General features: G+C 49.1%; 12 protein-coding genes. 6 read left to right on the forward strand and 6 right to left on the reverse strand.

All coding sequences use genetic code 11. The features are described from left to right. Positions 1 to 302 precede the first annotated feature (302 nt). From Q366_RS05445 to Q366_RS05460, 4 genes are all read right to left on the reverse strand, one after another. A complete protein-coding gene (locus Q366_RS05445) occupies positions 303 to 689 on the reverse strand; it encodes an Hsp20/alpha crystallin family protein (protein WP_035237085.1) in 387 nt (128 codons plus the stop codon). Positions 690 to 725: 36 nt separating this feature from the next. After that, on the reverse strand, positions 726 to 1,166 hold the full coding sequence (locus Q366_RS05450) for an Hsp20/alpha crystallin family protein (RefSeq protein WP_035237087.1): 441 nt from the start codon (positions 1,164 to 1,166) through the stop codon (positions 726 to 728). Positions 1,167 to 1,408: 242 nt separating this feature from the next. Continuing rightward, the gene (locus Q366_RS05455; protein WP_035237089.1) at positions 1,409 to 1,975 is read right to left on the reverse strand and encodes an Hsp20/alpha crystallin family protein; all 567 of its coding nucleotides are present in this window, start codon (positions 1,973 to 1,975) and stop codon (positions 1,409 to 1,411) included. A 132-nt stretch (positions 1,976 to 2,107) separates the two neighbouring features. Then, positions 2,108 to 2,554, reverse strand: a complete 447-nt coding sequence (locus tag Q366_RS05460; protein WP_035237090.1) for an Hsp20/alpha crystallin family protein — start codon at positions 2,552 to 2,554, stop codon at positions 2,108 to 2,110. Positions 2,555 to 2,797: 243 nt separating this feature from the next. Here Q366_RS05460 and Q366_RS20075 point away from each other — a divergent pair, with 243 nt between their 5' ends. Beyond that, entirely contained in the window at positions 2,798 to 3,271 is a 474-nt protein-coding gene (locus tag Q366_RS20075) for a J domain-containing protein (RefSeq protein WP_084691726.1), read from the forward strand. Between the two features lie 75 nt (positions 3,272 to 3,346). Next, positions 3,347 to 3,685: a hypothetical protein gene (locus Q366_RS05470; protein ID WP_035237092.1), complete on the forward strand. Its 339-nt coding sequence runs from the start codon at positions 3,347 to 3,349 to the stop codon at positions 3,683 to 3,685. A gap of 103 nt (positions 3,686 to 3,788) precedes the next feature. Here the strand turns inward: Q366_RS05470 and Q366_RS05475 are convergent, their stop codons facing one another. Beyond that, the gene (locus Q366_RS05475) at positions 3,789 to 7,256 is read right to left on the reverse strand and encodes a pyruvate carboxylase (RefSeq protein ID WP_035237094.1); all 3,468 of its coding nucleotides are present in this window, start codon (positions 7,254 to 7,256) and stop codon (positions 3,789 to 3,791) included. A gap of 348 nt (positions 7,257 to 7,604) precedes the next feature. On the opposite strand from Q366_RS05475, the gene Q366_RS05480 reads away from it, so the two are divergent. The 4 genes from Q366_RS05480 (at position 7,605) to Q366_RS05495 (ending at position 14,270) form a co-directional block, all read left to right on the forward strand. Continuing rightward, positions 7,605 to 8,480, forward strand: coding sequence for a LysR family transcriptional regulator (locus Q366_RS05480; RefSeq protein ID WP_035237095.1), 876 nt, complete (start codon positions 7,605 to 7,607; stop codon positions 8,478 to 8,480). Between the two features lie 69 nt (positions 8,481 to 8,549). Continuing rightward, positions 8,550 to 9,755, forward strand: a complete 1,206-nt coding sequence (locus Q366_RS05485) for a THUMP domain-containing class I SAM-dependent RNA methyltransferase (protein WP_035237097.1) — start codon at positions 8,550 to 8,552, stop codon at positions 9,753 to 9,755. 122 nt (positions 9,756 to 9,877) lie between these two features. After that, complete coding sequence (locus tag Q366_RS05490) at positions 9,878 to 12,910, forward strand: PEP/pyruvate-binding domain-containing protein (protein ID WP_035237098.1); 3,033 nt, start codon at positions 9,878 to 9,880, stop codon at positions 12,908 to 12,910. A 16-nt stretch (positions 12,911 to 12,926) separates the two neighbouring features. Continuing rightward, positions 12,927 to 14,270, forward strand: coding sequence for an HDOD domain-containing protein (locus tag Q366_RS05495; RefSeq protein WP_035237100.1), 1,344 nt, complete (start codon positions 12,927 to 12,929; stop codon positions 14,268 to 14,270). Between the two features lie 13 nt (positions 14,271 to 14,283). Here Q366_RS05495 and Q366_RS05500 read toward each other — a convergent pair whose 3' ends face one another. After that, positions 14,284 to 19,578 carry a hypothetical protein gene (locus Q366_RS05500; protein ID WP_035237102.1) on the reverse strand — a complete coding sequence of 1,765 codons (5,295 nt, stop codon included), beginning with the start codon at positions 19,576 to 19,578 and terminating at the stop codon, positions 14,284 to 14,286. Between the last annotated feature and the right edge of the window lie 10 nt (positions 19,579 to 19,588).

The following is a 19,588-nucleotide window of genomic DNA, read 5'->3' on the forward strand; positions in this document are numbered from 1 at the left end:
TAGAAAAGCAAGCGTAAATATTGGAAAGACGTGATTTTCAGCAATTTGATAAAATTACCAAATTTATGACCTCAGCTCAACACGAATTTTACGACAGCAACGATTCTGAATTTGCGCCAGGGTGAATATAAAATGCAGCCACACAGAGGCTTAAAAATATGGCTATTTTAAATTATGTCCTCCCCTGAATCCGTTATGATCAGCATATCTTAGGTAAGGATGGGAAGCCATCCGGAGAGAGCTTCCCAAATCAGTGGATTTCTCGATCTTAAAAGCGATAAATGCTTCGGGTGAATTGGGTATTATGCGGTTTTTATCTCAATCTGCCTGGGTTTGGCTGCTTCAGATTTTGGCAAATGCAGCTGTAGTACGCCGTTTTTCAGTTCAGCCTCAACTTTTTCAACGTCAATGGTCTGGGGAACAGAAAAATTTCTGACATATTCAACATTTGAGAACTCTTCGTAGGTGATCGAACCGTTTACAGACAATTTTCTGACACCGGATATCGATAAGGTGCCGTTGTCTATATCAACAGATATATCATCTTTTACAACACCGGGCATGTCGGCGTAGACAAGGATTTCTTCCTCATTTTCATAAATATCAACAGCAGGGGGGACTTCATATAATTTTTTTGTTTTTTCAATGTTTTTTTCTTCCTGTTTGGTTATTTCCTGGCTCCTATCCATGGCAAACCTCCTTTTCATAAACTTTTCATTAAAAATTTAACTGATGCTTATTTTTTTGGGTTTAACCGCTTCATTTTTGGGAAGAGTAAGGTACAGCACACCGTCTTTCAATGTGGCGTCAACTCTGGTGGAATCAACATCTTCCGACAATGTAAAGCTTCTGGAAAAAGATCCGCTGCTACGTTCCGTTTTATGGGTTTTATAACTTTCAGGCGTATCGGATTTTCTTTGACCGCTGATTTCAAGATAGTTTCCCTGAATTTTGACATTCAAGTCATCTTTTTCAAGTCCGGGCACTTCCGCTCTGATTTCAAAATTGTCGCCGTTTTCATAGAGATTTGTCCGGGGGGTGTTTTGTTCGAATCCCCATCTGTAACCGGATGATTTTTCGTAGTCGCCGTAAAGATTATCCAGTCTTTTTTGAAGAAGATTCATGGTCTCGAACAATCTGTCAATATCACTGATCCTTGTAAACATAATTCTCCCTCCTCTTTAAATTAGGTGTCATTTTAGAATATTGCGAGACCGTTCGGGCTGGAAGAATAGACGTCTTCATGAAAGTTTTAAGGTGTGTCCATCCTATCCTGCTACCTTTGCTCCCACAAAATCATCTCTGTTTTTTTGTCTAATTTAATTCCGTTTTTTTTCATGTCAATATTGTGTATTATTTTATGAAAGCCACAATAACTCATGCCATAAACGATCAAAACGTCATTACATCAGGCACATTTTATCTCTATTTTCTTTTTTCTTTCTTCAGAAACTTCCTTCCGGGGTATGGTAATATTTAACACACCATTTTTAAAATTAGCTTTGATTTTCCCTTTGTCTGCATCACCTGGCAAAGACAGGGTTCGCCGGAATGACCCGTAGGATCTCTCGAGCCTATAGAAATTTTTATTTTTTTCCTCTTTTTCCTGTTTTTTCTCCCCGTGGATGGTCAGGGTGTCATGAACAAGCTCAAGACTTACATCCGTTTCACTGACCCCGGGAATTTCCACGGATACCGTGTATTCTTTTTGGGTTGAACCTATATCAAGTTTGGGTTTCAGTACGCTGCCGGTTATCCCTTCGGGCAACCGTAATCCTGAATTGAAACGGGCTTGTCCAGATTCATTGAAAAAACTATCAAATAACCGGTCCACTTCATTTTGAAAATCACTCAACGAGTGAAGGGGATAACTACCGATGTTTTTATCTGTATTATATTTTACCGGGACAGTATATACGTTATCGTTGTCTTCTTTTTTAAACCAATTCCACGGTGCTAATTTTTTGATATCCATTGTTCATCTCCTTTTCCTTTGTTGATGTTTTTCGCGTAGGATGGCTGCATATAGCTTTTCCAGGTGGTCGGTTCTAAACAGCCATCCTTCGATAAGAGATGAGATTCTTGCGTTATGCTGCTGTAATCTCGATTAGTTAATGGTGATTTGTTTTGGCTTTTCAGCTTCTGATTTCGGTAGCTTAAGATAAAGGACACCATCTTTCAAGGCTGCTTCCACATTGTCCGCATCCACATCATTGGGCAGAGTGAAACTGCGTGAGAAGGTGCTTTCTCCTATTTCTTCCCGGTGGACTTTATAGCCCTCTGGTTTGTCAACGAATCGTTTACCGCTGATCTGAAGATAATTACCCTGGACATTGATTTCCAATTCATCTTTGGAGATACCGGGGACTTCAGCTTGAATTTCAAAGTTGTCGCCGCTTTCCATTATATTGATTCTGGGCGAATCCGACCCCAATCTGAAAGCAGATCCCTGCAGCCAGGATCTGCCAGGATCACTGAACAGTCTTTCCATCCTGTTTCGGAGCAGATCCATGGCCCCGAACATTCTGTCGATGTCACTCATTCTTGTAAACATAGTTCCAACTCCTTTTATTGTGGTTATTTGTTTAAGAGACTGTTTATAGGTCTCCAGCTTCGTTGAAATCAAAAATAAATATAAAAAATATTATGTCAATATAGTTTTCATTACAATTAAGATTGTTATTGACATAGTAATATTTCTTGATTATTTTTCTACAAAAAGGAGACCCGAAATAATAAATGAATTGATGAAAATCTTGATATTGTTCAAATTGAAGATTTTTTCAGGGGTGATATTATGCCAAAAGATTATTACCTTGTTTTAGGAATTACTTCAGATGCAACGCCTTATGATATCAAAGACGCATACCGAAAGCGTGTCAAGGAGTTTCATCCAGATCATTACGGAGGTGAGCATTCTGAGTTTCTTGCCATTCAGGAGGCATATTCTGTACTGTCGGATCCAATTAAACGACAGACCCATGATCTTGAGGTCCTAAGTCAAAAAAGAAAGTTGGGACCCCGGTATGGGGAAAGAATGAGGCCGGGTCCAAGGAGACACGTTGAACCTCTAATCCCTGAGAATAAAATGCCAATAGACCTGGAAGCTGCAAGCCTTGCCCGGTCTTTTCACACGTACGGGTCATCATTTGATGAATTGTTTGACATAATCTTCAGCAATTTCAGGGAGACGGCGCGATCTAAAAGTGAAGGTCTGAAGAATCGCAATGTTGTTATTACAGGTCATTTTCGTATTAGTGATATAATTTGACTTCAACAGTCAAGTACAGACCTTGCGTCAGTCCCTGACATGACGGAATGCGATTTTATTTTAAGGAGTACTTATATGACAATTGACAAATTTCTTGAACTCAAAGACAATCTTGAATTACAAAAATATTTCAGAAGCCTGGATTTTGATAAAAAAAATTGCTGTTCGTTTTACGGCTCTCCTAAAAAACATCCCTATGAAAAAAATAGAGTCATCCTCGTTGCAGATCCCTTTAGTGCCCATACCTTCTACTATGAATTTAATATTCAAAATATACTGTGTATAGAGGAGCAGCCAAGTATCACAAACATGGAAGGAGAATCTGTTTCTATGGTAAGAATCTGGGTGAAGAAAAAAAGCAGGGGACTACAATGTATGCCCTTCACAGTTGGAACTGTAGCAAAATTGGATTAAATTATTGTCCGGATTCCTTAAGCAAACTCTATTTAAAAAAAATCCGATCCCACCCACAATGGGTGAGATCGGCTTTCTTTACGCAACGGCAAGAAATCTAAAATTAATCGTTTACCTGCTTAATAACAACCAACAGATCTTTTGCATCAACTTGTGTTCCCACGGGTGCGACGATGCGTTCAACAATACCAGAGACATCAGAAACCACATTGGTCTGCATTTTCATGGCTTCGATCGTAACCAAAACATCTCCGCGTTCAACTTCCTGGTTCTCAGAAACGCAAACTGCAGAAATCAGACCCGGCATTGGTGATCCAACTTCACCAAGCACAGCGGGGTTGGCTTTTTCCCGTGGTGCTCTTTCCGGAACTTTAGAGCGATCAGGCACTTTAACAATTCTGGATTGGCCGTTCAGTTCAAAAAAGACCTCTCTTTTTCCTTCATCATCAGCCTTTCCCTTTGCCATGAAACGAATAATAAGCGTTTTTCCGGATGCGATATCAACCGCCAGTTCTTTTTCCCGGGCCATTCCATAGAAAAAATTGAGGGTTGGAAGAACACTCACATTTCCATAGGTCCTGCGATGTTTCGTGTAATCAATGAATACATCCGGATACATTAAATAGGACGCAAGTTCGCAGTCGGAAATTTTTCTTTGTGCCAGCTTTTCCGCTTCAGCCCGCGCGGTGTCCATATCAACAGGTGCAAGCAGTTGTCCGGGACGGACCGTAATGGGTTTTTCACCTTTTAATATCTTTTTCTGCAGTTCAACCGGAAATCCTCCCGGAGGTTGCCCCATCATGCCTTTAAAAAAGGAAACAACAGATTCGGGAAAAGAAATTTCTTTTTCCGGATCCAAAACGTCTTCTTTAGTCAGACCGCTGGTAATCATGGACAGAGCCATGTCTCCAACCACTTTGGAACTTGGCGTCACTTTTACAACATCACCGAACATGTCGTTTACATCTTTATAAACCTTTGCCACTTCAGGCCATCTTTCTTCAATTCCCAGTGCCCTGGCTTGTTGTCTCAGGTTGGTATATTGTCCGCCCGGCATTTCATGCAGATAAACCTCAGAGGTTCCGCTGTGAAATTCACTTTCAAACCCAACATACATCTGTCTTACTTTTTCCCAGTAGTTGGAAATAATAGCCAGGGAATTTGAATCCAGGCCGGTATCACGCGGCGTATTCTTAAGTGCGGCGACAATGGAACCTAAATTGGGATGTGAGGTCAATCCGCTCATGGAATCCATTGCAGCATCAATGGCATCAACGCCTGCATCTGCTGCCGCAAGCAGTGTTGCCGAGGCTATGCCGCTGGTATCATGGCTGTGAAGGTGAATCGGCAGACCGATTTCATCCTTGAGGGCTTCAACCAGCACTTTTGCAGCAGCCGGCTTTAACAATCCGGCCATATCCTTAATCGCCAGAATATGCGCTCCGGCTTTTTCCAGCTCTTTTGCCATATCAACATAGTATTTCAGGCTATATTTGCTTCGGTTGGGATCGAGAATATCACCGGTATAACATATGGAGGCCTCACAGATTTTATTGTTTTCTAAAACCGCATCCATGGCCAACCGCATATTTTCAACCCAGTTCAGGGAATCAAAAATACGGAAAAGGTCCATTCCGTTTTCAGCAGCCTGTTTGACAAAATATTTAATGGCGTTATCCGGATAATTGGTATACCCCACACCATTGGAAGCCCTCAACAGCATCTGCGTCAAAAGGTTCGGCATGGCCGCGCGCAATCCTTGAAGCCGTTCCCAGGGACACTCTTTCAAGAATCTCATGGCAACATCAAAGGTTGCGCCGCCCCAGCACTCCACCGAAAACAGGTCGGGCAAAAGGGCGGCATAGGCCGGTGCAATGTTCAGAAGATCAAAAGTTCTCACCCTAGTGGCAAGAAGCGACTGATGGGCATCACGCATGGCCTTATCGGTAATCAGCAGTTTTTTCTGCTCTTTCATCCATTGTGCGACAGCCTGGGGGCCTTTACTGTCCAGCAATTGCTTGAGGCCTGGCTGGACCTGCTGGGCAGAATATTTGGGTATGCTGGGCTGATGCACGTATGATGCGGGAACGGGTCTGCCTTTGACGTCTTCATTGCCGTTAACAATGACTTCTCCCAGGAATGAAAGAAGTCTGCTTGCCCGGTCTCGTCTTTTGGTAAAAGTAAAGAGATCTTTGGTTTCATCAATAAACTTGGTGGTATATTCGGCGTTTATAAAGGTTGGATGACAAACCAGATTTTGCAGAAACTGAAGGTTTGTGGCGACGCCTAGAATCCTGAATTCCGTCAGGGCACGATGCATTCTCAAACGTGCCTCCTCGGGGGTTGCGCCCCACGCGGTTACTTTTGACAGAAGGGAATCAAAATAACGGGTAACGATTGCCCCGGAATAAGCGGTTCCGCCATCCAGACGAATGCCGAATCCTGCGGCTGTCCGGTAGGCTGTAATTCTTCCGTAATCAGGAATAAAGTTGTTTTCAGGATCTTCTGTGGTAATACGGCATTGAATTGCATGGCCGCTGAGTGTGACATTCTCCTGGCTGGGGATATTGCTTTCGGCAGACCCGATCTCCATTCCCTGGGCAATTCTTAATTGTGCCTTGACAATGTCAATCCCGGTTACTTCCTCTGTTACCGTATGTTCTACCTGTATTCTTGGGTTAACTTCCATGAAGTAGAACTTTTCACTGTCCATATCCATGAGGAACTCAACGGTTCCGGCACTTTCATATCCAACTGTTTTAGCAATTGCCAGACCTGCGTTGCACAATTCTTCGCGCTTTTCTTCGGAAAGAAACGTGGATGGCGCCCTTTCAACAACCTTTTGATTTCTTCTTTGAACAGAACAGTCCCGTTCGAACAGATGAATAATATTGCCCTGGGAATCCCCCAGAATTTGAACCTCAAGGTGTCTGGCTCTTCTGACAAGTTTTTCAATATAAACTTCATCACTTCCGAAAGCAGCGCTGGATTCCTTGCGGGCCGCATCAACCTGGGCCAAAAGCTCATCCGAGCTTTCCACAGCCCGCATGCCTCTGCCGCCGCCGCCCCAGCTGGCTTTCAACATAACCGGATAACCAATCTCTTCTGCGATCTCAATGACTTTTTTATCATCATAAGGTAATGGACCACTTGCCGGAACAACAGGCGCTCCGGCTTCTACAGCCACATTCCGGGCGGAAACCTTATTCCCCAGCTTTCGCATAACATCCGGTGAGGGACCTACAAATATAATACCCGCCTGGGCGCAAGCCTCAGCAAATTCGGGCTTTTCCGAGAGAAATCCGTATCCGGGGTGGATCGCATCTACATTGTTTGCCTTTGCAAGCTGGATAATCCCTTCAATATCCAGGTAGGCTTCAATAGGGCCTTTTCCTTCTCCGATCAAATAACTTTCACCGGTTTTAAACCGGTGAAGCGCAAATCGGTCCTCCTGGGAGTAAATAGCAATAGTTTCCAGTCCAAGCTCATGAGCAGCGCGTGTTACACGGATGGCTATTTCACCACGGTTGGCAATCAAGAGGCGCTTGATTTGTTTTCCCATAACATCCATTTTATATGTCCTTATTTTGAATGATAATGCTCCTTGAATCTGTTTGCAGCATTGCCAAAAGATTCTTCAATTCCAAAATCAATAAAAATTCTTTCCACAGTCCTGATTTGCACCCTACCATGAAAAAGGAAAGAAAAAAATTTAATAAAATAGGAAACGCTTGTCAATCTATATTTTAGGAAACGCTTATCAATTCAACGCCTGCTTTTCAGGCCGGCGTTTTTTTATTGACCCTGCCACGTTAATCAGGTACTTCATCATAAATAAATAAAAATGATAAAAGTTTATAAAACAATTATATATATTTATCGGTATTTTTTTTAAACGACCTTTTCCCGGGAGATATTTATGATTGACCGGATTCATCTGTCCATATTAAACGAAATTGATCGGAAGGGAACCTTGACAGCGGCAGCCCACGCCCTTTGCCTGACCCAGCCGGCCCTGACCCACACCATGAAAAAACTCGAATCCTGTATCGGCACCCGGCTCTGGCAAAAAGACGGCCGGGGGCTTCGCCTGACCCGGTCAGGCCGATATTTACTGGAGGTTTCCCGTAAAATACTGCCCCAGTTTGCCCTGGCCGAGGAGATGCTTGGGCAATATGCACAGGGCAAAAGGGGCATGCTCTGTATCGGCATGGAGTGCCATCCGTGCCAGCGCTGGTTTTCAACTATTGTTGCCGAATATCTTGCGCAGTACAAGGATGTGGAAGTTGATGTGAAACAGGCGTTTCAATTTGACGGGATACAGGCGTTACAGGATTTTGAGATCGACCTGCTCATCACGCCGGATCCTGTAAAAACAAAAAACCTGTCCTTTACGCCGGTCTTTGGGTATGAACATGTGCTGGCTGTCTCCCGGAACCATCCCCTGGCCCAGCGCGATTACATCCTTGCCGAAGATCTGCTGGACCAGGTGCTGATCACCTACCCCGTCCCCTTGGAACGTCTGGATATTTTCACCCGGTGCCTCATTCCGGCCCAATGTCGTCCCCAACAGCATAAAACCATTGAAACCACCGATATCATGCTCCAGATGGTGGCTTCGGGCCGGGGGATCACCGCCCTGCCCCGCTGGCTTGTGGAAGAGAGTCAGGAACGGTTTGGATTAAAAGCCATTTCCATCGGCCGGGCCGGTATCTGGAAAGAGATCAGTGTGGGGATCCGGGACCAGGACAGTACAACCGATTATATCCAAGGATTTATCGATCTTGCCGGATAGTAAAAGAATCTGATATAAAATCTGCAAAAATCTCGAATTTAAATTTACCAGGAGGCATAGAAACCCAAGTTGAACACACCCAAAAAGGCCATTCTCCAGAAGGGGCAAGGCAAAACCCGGAAACTGGCCAAGCTTGAATATATTTACGAACGCGAATCCCGCTATTTTGCCCAGGTGGCTGAAAGCGTCAAGGATCTGGCTTTAAAAGAGATCCAGGACCTTGGAGGAAACAAGGCTCGGCCTGTGTTCCGGGGTATCTGGTTTGAAGCGGATAAATCCACATTTTATAAAATCGTTTACCTTTCCCGCCTGGTGTCACGGGTGCTTGTGCCCCTGGTCGAGTTTGACTGCAAGGACAAGGATGCATTGTACAAGGGCGCCAGAACAATCCGATGGGAAGAATTTTTAACGCCCAAAAAAACCTTTTCCATCGCGGCCAATGTGTCTGAGTCACAGATTACCCACTCCAATTTTGCAGGATTGAGGGTCAAGGATGCCATTGCCGATTATTTCAGGGACAGAACCAACCGCAGGCCTTCGGTAGATACCGAGGCGCCATGGATCATGATAAACGTTCATGTGCATAAAGATCGGGCCGCCATTTCCATTGACGCCGGTTCAGGGCCTTTGCACAAGCGCGGATACAGGGAAGCCAGGGTTTCTGCCCCCATGCAGGAAACCGTGGCCGCAGCCATTATCGCCCTGAGCGGATGGCAGGGAGAAGAACCCTTGCTGGATCCCATGTGCGGGTCCGGGACCCTGCTGTGCGAAGCCCTGATGCATTACAGCCGGATTCCGGCCCAGATTTTCCGTGAACAGTTTGGATTTGAGCGCCTGCCAGATTTTGATGCCCGGGAATGGGAAGCGGTGAAAGCGGCGGCAAACGAAGCCATCCGGCCATTACCCAAGGGGCTTATCCGGGGCAGCGATATTGCCGAAACTTCCGTTGACGCCACAAGAACCAACCTGATGGGGCTCCACCATGGCGGTCAGATTGACGTGGACCTGGCGGATTTCAGACAGCTCGACACGGTGGAAAACGCGGTCATTGTCACCAATCCCCCTTACGGCATCCGCATGGGCAAGGACCAGAACATGAAATTATTTTACAAAGACCTTGGCCGGTTTTTAAAGGAACAGTGCAAAAGCTGTACAGCCTATGTCTATTTCGGGGATCCGGGTTTTATCAAACATGTGCCCTTGGCACCCTCTTGGAAAAAAAACCTGGAAATCGGAGGGTTGGATGGAAAGCTTGTAAAATACCAGTTATACTAAATGAAGGACATGAAGAATATATAACGGGAAATCAATCTTCATGTCCTTCATGCGCTTCATGGTTTTAATTTGGAAGCATCTTAACTTTATGGCATTGGGCATGGAGTGACCCGGAAAAAGAAATGAAAACAGACGATACAGGCGCTGAAACCCTTTCCATAAAAATCTATCATGAGCTTATGGCCTACAAGGTCGCGGATATCCTTCTGGTATCCAGCCCCTATGATGCCTTTATTATGGAGGAAGAGGGCCGGCTTTCAAACCGGATTATTAATCAATATAGGGGGTTGAATCTGTCCAAGCCCCCGAAACTGACCCTTGCGTCTTCGGTCACAAAAGCCTTTGAGAACCTTGAACTCAAACCTTTTAACCTGATCCTTGCCATGCCCGGGCTGGCCGGGATGGATGTCTACGACTTTGGCAGACAGGTAAAAAAGCGATATCCGCAGATCCCCTTTTACCTGCTGTTTCACAACACCTGCGATATTAATCAGTATGTGAGTGCAGACCAGGAAGCCGCCCATAAAGCGACTATTGACCGGACCTATATCTGGGGAGGAAATGCCGACCTGCTGCTGGCCATTATCAAAAATTTTGAAGATGAAAAAAACGTGGCCTTTGATACACAAAATGCAAAGGTCCGGGTTATCATAATGGTGGAGGATTCTCCCTATCATTACTCTTCTTTACTGCCGGTCCTGTACAAACACATCGTCATCCAGACCCAGTCGGTTATGGATGATTCCATTAATGAAGAACACAGGCTTTTAAAACGGCGGGGCCGGCCCAAAATTCTGCTGGCCCACAACTATGACCAGGCCCTATACCTGTTTGAGCGCTACAGGCCCTATGTGCTCAGCATTTTAACAGATATGCGCTACGCCATTAACGGGCAGGAAGATCCCCATGCCGGCCGCAAGCTTTTAACCCGGATTAAATCGGAAATTCCGGATCTTCCCGTTTTGATTCTGAGTACGGAGGAAGAAAACCGGGACATTGCAGCAGCCATACCTGCCCAGTTTATCAATAAAAATTCAAACAACCTCCATGACCAGATCAAAAGCTTTTTTGTCACACATCTGGGATTCGGGGCCTTTGTGTTCCGCATGCCGGACAACAGTGAAATCGCCCGGGCTTCCAATTTAAGAGAGGTTGAAAAGCTGCTGCCGGATATCCCCGACGCATCCGTGCTCCACCATGCCAGGCACAATGATTTTTCCCGATGGCTGCTCGCCCGCAGCGAAGTCGATTTTGCCATGAGCCTGAAACCCTATACCATTGACGATTTCCCCGACGCATCAGAAATTAAGCGGTTTCTCATAGAGCGCATCCGTGCCCGGCGTAAAGACTCCCGCCAGGGGCTTGTCATTGAGTTTGACCCGGAAAAATTTGACGCGGACACGGATTTCATGAAAATCGGAACCGGGTCCTTAGGCGGCAAGGCAAGGGGGCTTGCGTTCATGTCCCATCAACTGGGGTTAGACCCGTCTTTGGGGCAAAAGTTCCCGGATATTGATATAAGCATCCCCCAGACCTTTATCATTGCCACGGACGGATTCAAAATGTTTGTGGAAGAGAACAAGCTGTCCCGGTTTCTGGAACAGGACCAGGTCCTGGATGACACCCAGGTGGTTGAACGCTTTCTTAACGCAGAACTGCCACACCCGCTGAAAATGAATTTAAGGGCATATATTCAAAATGTGCATTACCCCGTTGCCGTCAGATCTTCGTCCCTGTTTGAGGATGCCCATTACCAGCCCTTTGCAGGGCTTTATAAAACCTATATGCTGCCAAATGCCTGTCCAGGCATTGAAAAACGCCTTGAGCGCCTGATCACGGCCGTAAAACTGGTATATGCCTCAACTTATTTGAAAGCCCCGAGATCCTATGCCCGGTCCACCATGCACAGAACCGAGGACGAAGAGATGGCTGTGGTACTTCAGCAGATCACCGGTACCCGGCACAAAAACTATTTTTATCCTTCTATCTCAGGGGTGGCCCAGTCCTATAATTTTTATCCCATTGCCCATCTCAAAGCGGAAGAGGGCATCTCCTATATTGCGCTGGGGCTTGGAAAAATTGTCATGGACGGCGGAAAAACCCTTCGGTTCTGCCCCAAGTATCCCCAGTTTCTGCCCCAGTTTTCCATGATTGATGATATCCTGAAAAATTCACAGAAATATTTTTATGCCCTGAAAATGGATGAATTCCCGACCCGTGGAAAAATTTTCGGCATTGGTGAAGATCCGTGCCTGGCCAGGCTGAATATTGCCGAGGCCAAGGACCATCCAGCCGTCCGGATGCTGTGCTCCACCTTTAATATACAGGATAACCGTATCCGGGACCGGTTTTCCGACAAGGGATTTCCTGTGCTCACCTTTGCCAATATTTTAAAATACAACACCTTCCCCCTGGCAGATATCCTGGCCGAAGTCACGGCCCTGGGGGCTCGCTGGATGGGCACATCCGTTGAAGTGGAATTTGCCGTGGACCTGCCAGTTCAAGGGGTCCGGTCAAGGCCGCGCTTCTCCCTGCTGCAGATCCGGCCCATGGGCCAATACAAGCAGAATTTTGGGGTAAACATTACGGAAACGGACATTAAAAACGCATTCTGCCATTCCACCCTTTCCCTTGGCAACGGAGAATACAAGGATATCCGGGATATCGTGTATGTGGATCCCCAGACCTTTGAAGCGGATAAAATGCCTTTGGTGGCAGGGGAAATTAACAAAATCAATGCCATGTTCAACCATACCGGAACAAAATATGTACTCATCGGACCGGGACGCTGGGGGTCTTCGGACCGGTGGCTGGGCATTCCCGTGGTATGGAGCGATATTTCCAACGTGGGGGTCATGGTGGAGACCACCATTGAAAGTATCAAGGCGGATTTTTCCCAGGGTTCCCATTTTTTTCAGAACATCACCTCCCTTGGCATTTCCTATATAACCGTACAGGACAAGGGTAATGATTTTATTGATTATGATTTTCTCTCCAGCCGGGAACCTGCCACTGCCACCCGGTATCTGAAACACATCCGGTTTGACAGGCCCGTAAGAATCCTGGTGGACGGAACAACGTCCCGGGCCGTAATAATGCAGGGCCTTGACGACTCCCAGACACAGATCATGGATGACAGTCCGGAAATAAACTGACCATAAGGAGTGATACATGAAAATTCTCATCGTGGATGACGAAGAAATCTCCAGAAAAATTCTGCTCTTAAAAATGAAAGATATGGGCACCTGCGTGGCCGTAAACAGCGCCAAAGAGGCCCTGGCAGAACTTGAGAAGGCAAAGGCGGAAAAACACCCCTTTGATGTCATCACCCTTGATGTGTCCATGCCCGTCATGAACGGCCAGGAACTTCTTGAACATATCCGGAAAAAGGAGGTTCAGAACAAAATACCCAAAAACGACCGGGTAAAAATCCTGATGATAACCGCCCGGATGAACGTAGGCACCATCAATGCCTGCATCAAACGCGGGTGCAACGGGTACCTTACAAAACCGGTGAGCCAGGCCCAGCTGGCCCAAAGTTTTTCCCAAATGGGCTTTGAGCCTGCTACCCCGGAAAAAAACGACCAACAAGACATGTCCCACAGTACAGGTGTGGCCGAGATTATCAAACGGTTTTATTCGGGAAAAATTATACTGCCGGTGTTCCCGAGCATTGTCAAAGAGATTGATGCGCTGATGGCCGGCAAAGACCCCTCTGTTGATGATCTGACAAAAATTGTGGAAAAGGATCTGGTGATCTCAGGCAAGCTTATCACCATTGCCAACTCCTCACTTTACAAAGGCCTGGAGGATATCAGCAGCCTTAATGATGCGCTGGTGAGGCTCGGCCTTAAACATACCCTGGGCGTATGTTCGGCCCTTGCAACAAAAAACCTTTTTGATTCGGAAAATGAAGCCCTTAAAACCGAAATGGACAGACTATGGATTCACTCCTTTGCCGTGGCTACCCTGGCAAGACGCCTGGCCGAAGAAAAAGGGCTTGATAACCTGGAAACCATTTTTCTGGCGGGCCTGGTCCATGATATCGGCAAAATGCTTTTGATGAAGGTCTATGTGGACATGTATCCGGATGTCTGTGTCACTGATGAAAATCTGCAGCTTGCCATTCATGAAATCCACACCACCTTTGGCGGGGTTCTGCTTAAAAAAATGCACTTTTCCAAACAGATTATAAACATTGCCGAAGTTCACCACTGGGAGCAGTTTGAAGATAATACGGACAAGGAACTGCTTGTGGTCAGCCTGGCCAATTCCCTGGCCAAGATACTGGGGTTCAGTTTTTTTTCCAGGAAGGGTGAAGACAATCCCCCTGAGTTTGAAGAAGGTGATCTGGCCCTGGAAACCGACGATGAATTTAAGCTGGACCGTGGTAAAGTCATGGAGGAGCTGTCCGGCCTGTCTGCCTTGAAAGGTCTGGGCCTGGATCCTGAAAAAGTTTTTTCAATCATTGAGCAGATCCATCCTGTGATTAAGAAGACCTCGCGTGCGTTCTGACGCCAGGCCCACTCTATTTGGACATGTATTGTTTGCGCTGGTCCAGCCATTTCTGGTAGGCGGCGTTATCCTTTTTTTTCCACGCCTTGAGCACCTTGGCAGCCTGGCAGGCCTCAAGGCTTGCCGCATCCGAGGCCGGATGCAGCCGGGTGCACCCCCAGTTGCCCTGAATGCACACCGGCCCGCCCCTGTCGCAGGCCGGACTTTTGCCTTTGGTGGCCTCGGGATGGTAACTGCAGTTGGAGCCCATGACCGAGTGCCGGTGGCACAGGCATTTGATTACATCCACATTGCCGCTGCGCGTCAGCGCCACCACCAGGGCCCGGGTGCCTTTTTCGGATAACGCCTTAATTCTGGACCCGCCTGTGGTCTTGGGCGGCAGCGGCTTGGGCAGGGCCCCGCAGGCTTGGGCATTGTCCGCCAGCATCTTCTTGTACAGTTCCGGTTCGGACAGGGCCATGCAGGTCAGCTCATCCTGCATGCGCAGGTTCTCCCGGGTACCGGCCCGGCAGGCTGGGGCCTTGCCCGTCCATCCGGCCATCTGCTCCATCACCTGGGATCTTAAATCCAGATAGCTTTTAAAGGCCATGGCATCTCTGGCACAGCTTATGGATGAATAGGTCTGGGCCCCTGAGATGTATCCGCCCATTTTGCTTTTGGCGTGGGTTCCCAGTTCCTTCATCGCATCAAACACACTCTGGTTCTTGAACTGGGCTTTATAGGTTTCAAATTTGCATTTGCTGTTGTACCAGGCATCCTTCATGTCGTTATAAAACCCGTCCTGCTTTTTATCGGCCTTTTCCTGCTGATACCATGTTTCCATGTAGCCCATAATGACATCGTCGATTTCGTTCGGGCTCAGGACAAGGGGTTCCCCCCTGGATGCCCGTTGCCTGTTTTCCTGTGTCAGGTATTGCGCATAGCCCAGGGGATTGCCTTGGATACGGGTACGCAGAGAGGTCCTCAGATGGTTGGCGCTTTCCAGGCTCGAGATGCCCATGAAGCCCTTGACCTGATCGACAGTGTCGCCGGAATCTCTGTTTTTTCTGTAGTTTTCCATGAAATTTGCGGTCTGTTCGTTGATCAGGGCGCCTTTTAAAATGTTCAGGGTTTCATAGTAGGCTTTAACCATTTTCCAACCCGGGACCTTTTCCACCATGGACAGGGTCAGGCCTTTCATGGTGTTGATGGCCGCAGCCTTGGCCATTTCAAGGGCCTTGGCGCCCGGATCGCCGGACCCGGCCAGATCGCCGGCAATACCGGCATACTTGGCGGTTTTTTCCCGGAGGGCTTTTTGATCCTCCGGATTCAACAAGATCACCATGGATGCGTAATCTTTTTTCCAGGCCGCCACCTCTTCTTTGGTCATCTTCAGGGGATTGTACGCTTTTAATTTGATTTCAATGGCTTTTTTACCCAATGTTTCCAGACATTTTCCTGTGCCGCAGGATTCAAGCATGGATTTGGTGGAGTCCCACAGGGCGTTTTCCACGGTGTTCTGCCACCCGTCCTTATCCACGGTCGCCTTGAGCTTCATGGACTTGTCGTAATACCCTTCTGCCTTGTCATAATATTCTTTGGCCTTGGCAACATATTCATTGCCCAGGGCCAGCTCCGTGGTCATATTGGCGGCCAGCTCGCCAACCACCTCCCGGATGTTCACCCCGTCCCCGAAGTTGATGTTCACCTTGCGAATCTGTTGAAGGGCCAGGTCAATGTCATCTTCGCAAGCGCGTTTGTCCCCGGTGGCAGCACACGCATCATCGGGTCCGATATATGACAGAATCCCTGGGGGGATCCGGAAGAGGCCGGAGGTAGTGTCTGCATTCCCAAGCTTTTCGTACAGCTCCGAAGATACGGGAATGGGGGTGAGCGCCGGCACCTCAAGGGTATCAATATAATTCTGTTTGATGGCCTCTTCCACGGCTGCGGTCTCTTCCTCATCATCGGGCAGGCTTTCCAGGAAAGCATCGGCCCTGGCATTGGCTTGTGCCTCAAGCTTTGCCATGTCCGGAATGCGCAGGGTGATTTTTTTGTGATACACCATCCGGCCGTTTTTCAGGCCGTCATACATGCACAGGACATAGGGGCCGGGCTCTTCGGGGGCCATGAACCCGAAGGTGCCGGCATCTTTGCCGTTCAGGGTCAAAGACCAGACCGCAGCCTTCCGGGCGGCATCGGCCGTGGCAGATGCCGTGTCAAAGGCCCCCGGCAGAATGCCGATCCAGGCGTCGGCGTCAAAGCCGATGGAGGCGGTGAAGCGGCCTTCGGTGTTCATGTCCACATAGAGGGTGTCGTCCATGGAGAAATAGGCCCAAAGCTCAATGTCCGGTTTGTGGACCGCGGCATAGGCCGGGTCCAGGGCCACGGTAAGCGTCCGGGACACGGTTTCCGGGGGCAGTTTGTCCGGGGGCTCTTTACCCGTACCCGGCCAGAAAAGCACCTGGTAGGTACCAGGCCGGTTCGGTGCCGTGACAGTCGTCTGGATCAGGCCGGTCCCATTGCCCTTGATCGATTTGGGCCCATAGGTGAAAACAGGCTTTCCCTGGCTGTCCGTTCCTGCCAGGGCAAATGCCATGTCCCCGGGCCAGGCGCGTGCCGGGATAAGATCCACGGCAGCCCTTGCTTTGGGAATGACTTTTGAACCGGACAGGCGAATCTGTGGGGGGGCCGTTCCCGGGGCAGGCACTGCTGTCAAGGTGAGCGGAAAGGTCTGGCGCACCCCGTCAATCTTGACCTGGTACTTTCCCGGTGAAAGATCCAGGGGCAATACCCCGTGGAACAGCGTATCCGTCACCCGGACAAACGTTGTTTTGGCCGATGATCCGGGCAGCCGGAAAATTGTGTTGATCTCCTCGGGATAGAGATAGACAGCCTTGAATGTTTTCTTGAATCCGGGTTCAGGCTCCGAGTGCAGCGCAACCACTATCTCGCCTTTTGCACAGGCGCTTTCAGGCATCTGCACCCGGGTATGAAAGGCGTCCCTGACGCTGAAATCCGCCCGGCTGACCAGGGTCGGCGGCCCGGCCTTGGTCCACTGCAGGGTGTCGTAGAGAAAAAGGGTGTAATCTCCGGGCTCCTGGGGCGGCAGGGAGATCATATTCTTGCCGGCATCCAGCTCCTTTACCAGGACCGCCTGCCCCATGGTCCGGGCCAGGTCATCCGGACCGCTGTTCTGTTCCCTGTGGGCCACCACAAGACAGGCCGGTACTTTGGGCGGCAGGTGATAGGTGATATGGATCTGCTGGTCCGCTTCAAACCGGGTGCTGTAAATATTGAACTTTGCCAGAAAGGCCCCGGGCAGCAGGGACTCATTTTTAAATGCTGCCATGGCCCCGGGACAGATGGGGGAGGGGGCTGTGTCAAAGACCGGGGGCGGAACATCCTGGGGAAAGGCAAATTCCACACGGGAACTGGCCACGGGTTGTTCAGTTCCGTTGACGAAAAAAAGTACATCGTATGTACCGGGTTCTCCGGGCGCGGTCACAGCCACAGGATCGTCCAGATACCGGGTGTATAGATCTTTTTTCATCACCTGCTGTCCATCTTTCTGAAATGAGGCATAGCCGTGCTGGGGCATGCCCTGGGCCGGAGGGAAGGCTTTAAAACAGAAGGGAGCCCCGGTGGGGAAAACGGTTTTGGGGATCATGATCCGGGCGCCTGCCGTTTCCCTTGGGACAACGGTCAGGGGCAGGGCCGCCCGCAGCATCCAGCCGTCGTACAGGGCCAGAATGTATTTGCCCGGGTCCATGGGGGCTTTGATGTCCACCCATCCCTGGCCGCCGGAAAGGGATTTGGCCTCCAGGCGGATCTGGTGCTTTTTCTCCATGATATAGCCGGCCTTGTCCGCCCGGACCTGGAGATAATCAGGTGCCAGGATGCCCACGGTCATGCGCCCGGCAATGTCACCGGCCATGACTCCGGCATGGACCACGGCCCCCGGCGCAAACGAAGATTCGGGCAGGGCCAGCCGGGGAACCGCGCTCTCCTTCACCGTCACTCCGGCCAGTTTCTCTGGCAGGGTTTTCCATTTCAACGCCCGCCAATGGGGATAAAAAAGGAGCTGAAACCTGCCGCCGGCATCGGGCAGGGCCATCTCAACGTCCCGGGTGTTAATGTCCTTGATCGTGGTCAGGGCATGGGTCATGCCGTGGCGGATATTCCTGGGCGTGAACCAGGCCGGCAGCAGCAGGCAAAAGGCATCGGGGTTCTTTTCAGGATGGGGCACCAGGGCGTTGCCGGAAATCCTGATCCGCTGTTTGCGCTCAAAGACCAGGGCCTCCCCATGGGTGTCAAAGCCCTTCTTTACAACCCTAGGCCGGGGATCACCCACCAGCAGATCGGTTTTCAGCAAAATCTGCCGGTCATCCCTGTCCTTGTCAAATATGCGCAGCTCGTACTCACCAGGGGCTTTGACCCTGGCAGACACCCGGGTAAATTCGGTTTTCTGTTTGATGTACCAGTAGGTAAGGTATTTTTTGCTTTCATCGGGCTCATCCTTTTTGAACAGCCCCACCCAGGGGCGGTCACCGGCGCTTCCCCTGGCCCACTCCGGGGTATTGTGGACTATCAGGTCCAGGGGGGCATCGGGCTCCAGGGCAGTGCCGCCGAACCCTGCAATGCCCCGGGTTTCGATTTTCAGCTTACCGGCCCAGGAAGGTTCCGGCAGCACCGTGACATTTTCCTGGGCCAGCAACCGGCCCTGGGAGCTGTAGACCTTGAGGGTATAGGTGCCGGCAGTTTTGGGAATCTCCACCTTGATCCGATCATCCAGGGCCGCGGCGGTATAGAGGACGGGCAGGGGAAGTTCCAGGTCCGGGAGCCCAGTGGCCCCGTCCGCCGGGGTCACGGTAATCCAGACATTGTCCGGATCTTTCTGGGTTACCCGGCATTCAGCAAAATTGCCTGGAATCACCTCTTTCCGGAAAAGGGCCAGGGCGTCCGCAGCATTCTTCTGCAGTGTACCGGCCACGGGATTATCCTGTCTATTTTTCAATTCCGTGATTTTCCGTTTCAGGGCGGGGGAGCGGGCCGGGTCTGCCGGGGGGAATTTCTCCCAGATAAAATCCAGGTACTGGTAACAGCGCCGGGCTTCGGAGAAAATACCGGCGGCCTCAAACTGCTCACCGGTTTTTAACAGGGTTTCCTGAAGCGTTTCAGAGTCCTGGGGCAGGGTCTGGATGGCCTGCTTCAGGGTCTGTTTCAAGGCCTCTGCATTGGTCAGGGCCAGAGCCTGGGAACCAGATAAGAAAACAAAACAAAGCCACAGACAGGTAAAACACCGTATTTTTCTTTGAAACGCTTTCATCCCGGGAAAA

Source organism: Desulfobacter vibrioformis DSM 8776, assembly GCF_000745975.1.
GTDB lineage: Bacteria > Desulfobacterota > Desulfobacteria > Desulfobacterales > Desulfobacteraceae > Desulfobacter > Desulfobacter vibrioformis.

Coding starts and splice junctions, on each gene's coding strand:
- Q366_RS05455 (WP_035237089.1), bottom strand. CDS start 1,975: ATGGATATCAAAAAATTAGCACCGTGGAATTGGTTTAAAAAAGAAGAC.
- Q366_RS05495 (WP_035237100.1), top strand. CDS start 12,927: ATGAAAATTCTCATCGTGGATGACGAAGAAATCTCCAGAAAAATTCTG.
- Q366_RS05475 (WP_035237094.1), bottom strand. CDS start 7,256: ATGGATGTTATGGGAAAACAAATCAAGCGCCTCTTGATTGCCAACCGT.
- Q366_RS05445 (WP_035237085.1), bottom strand. CDS start 689: ATGGATAGGAGCCAGGAAATAACCAAACAGGAAGAAAAAAACATTGAA.
- Q366_RS05450 (WP_035237087.1), bottom strand. CDS start 1,166: ATGTTTACAAGGATCAGTGATATTGACAGATTGTTCGAGACCATGAAT.
- Q366_RS05480 (WP_035237095.1), top strand. CDS start 7,605: ATGATTGACCGGATTCATCTGTCCATATTAAACGAAATTGATCGGAAG.
- Q366_RS05490 (WP_035237098.1), top strand. CDS start 9,878: ATGAAAACAGACGATACAGGCGCTGAAACCCTTTCCATAAAAATCTAT.
- Q366_RS20075 (WP_084691726.1), top strand. CDS start 2,798: ATGCCAAAAGATTATTACCTTGTTTTAGGAATTACTTCAGATGCAACG.
- Q366_RS05500 (WP_035237102.1), bottom strand. CDS start 19,578: ATGAAAGCGTTTCAAAGAAAAATACGGTGTTTTACCTGTCTGTGGCTT.
- Q366_RS05460 (WP_035237090.1), bottom strand. CDS start 2,554: ATGTTTACAAGAATGAGTGACATCGACAGAATGTTCGGGGCCATGGAT.
- Q366_RS05470 (WP_035237092.1), top strand. CDS start 3,347: ATGACAATTGACAAATTTCTTGAACTCAAAGACAATCTTGAATTACAA.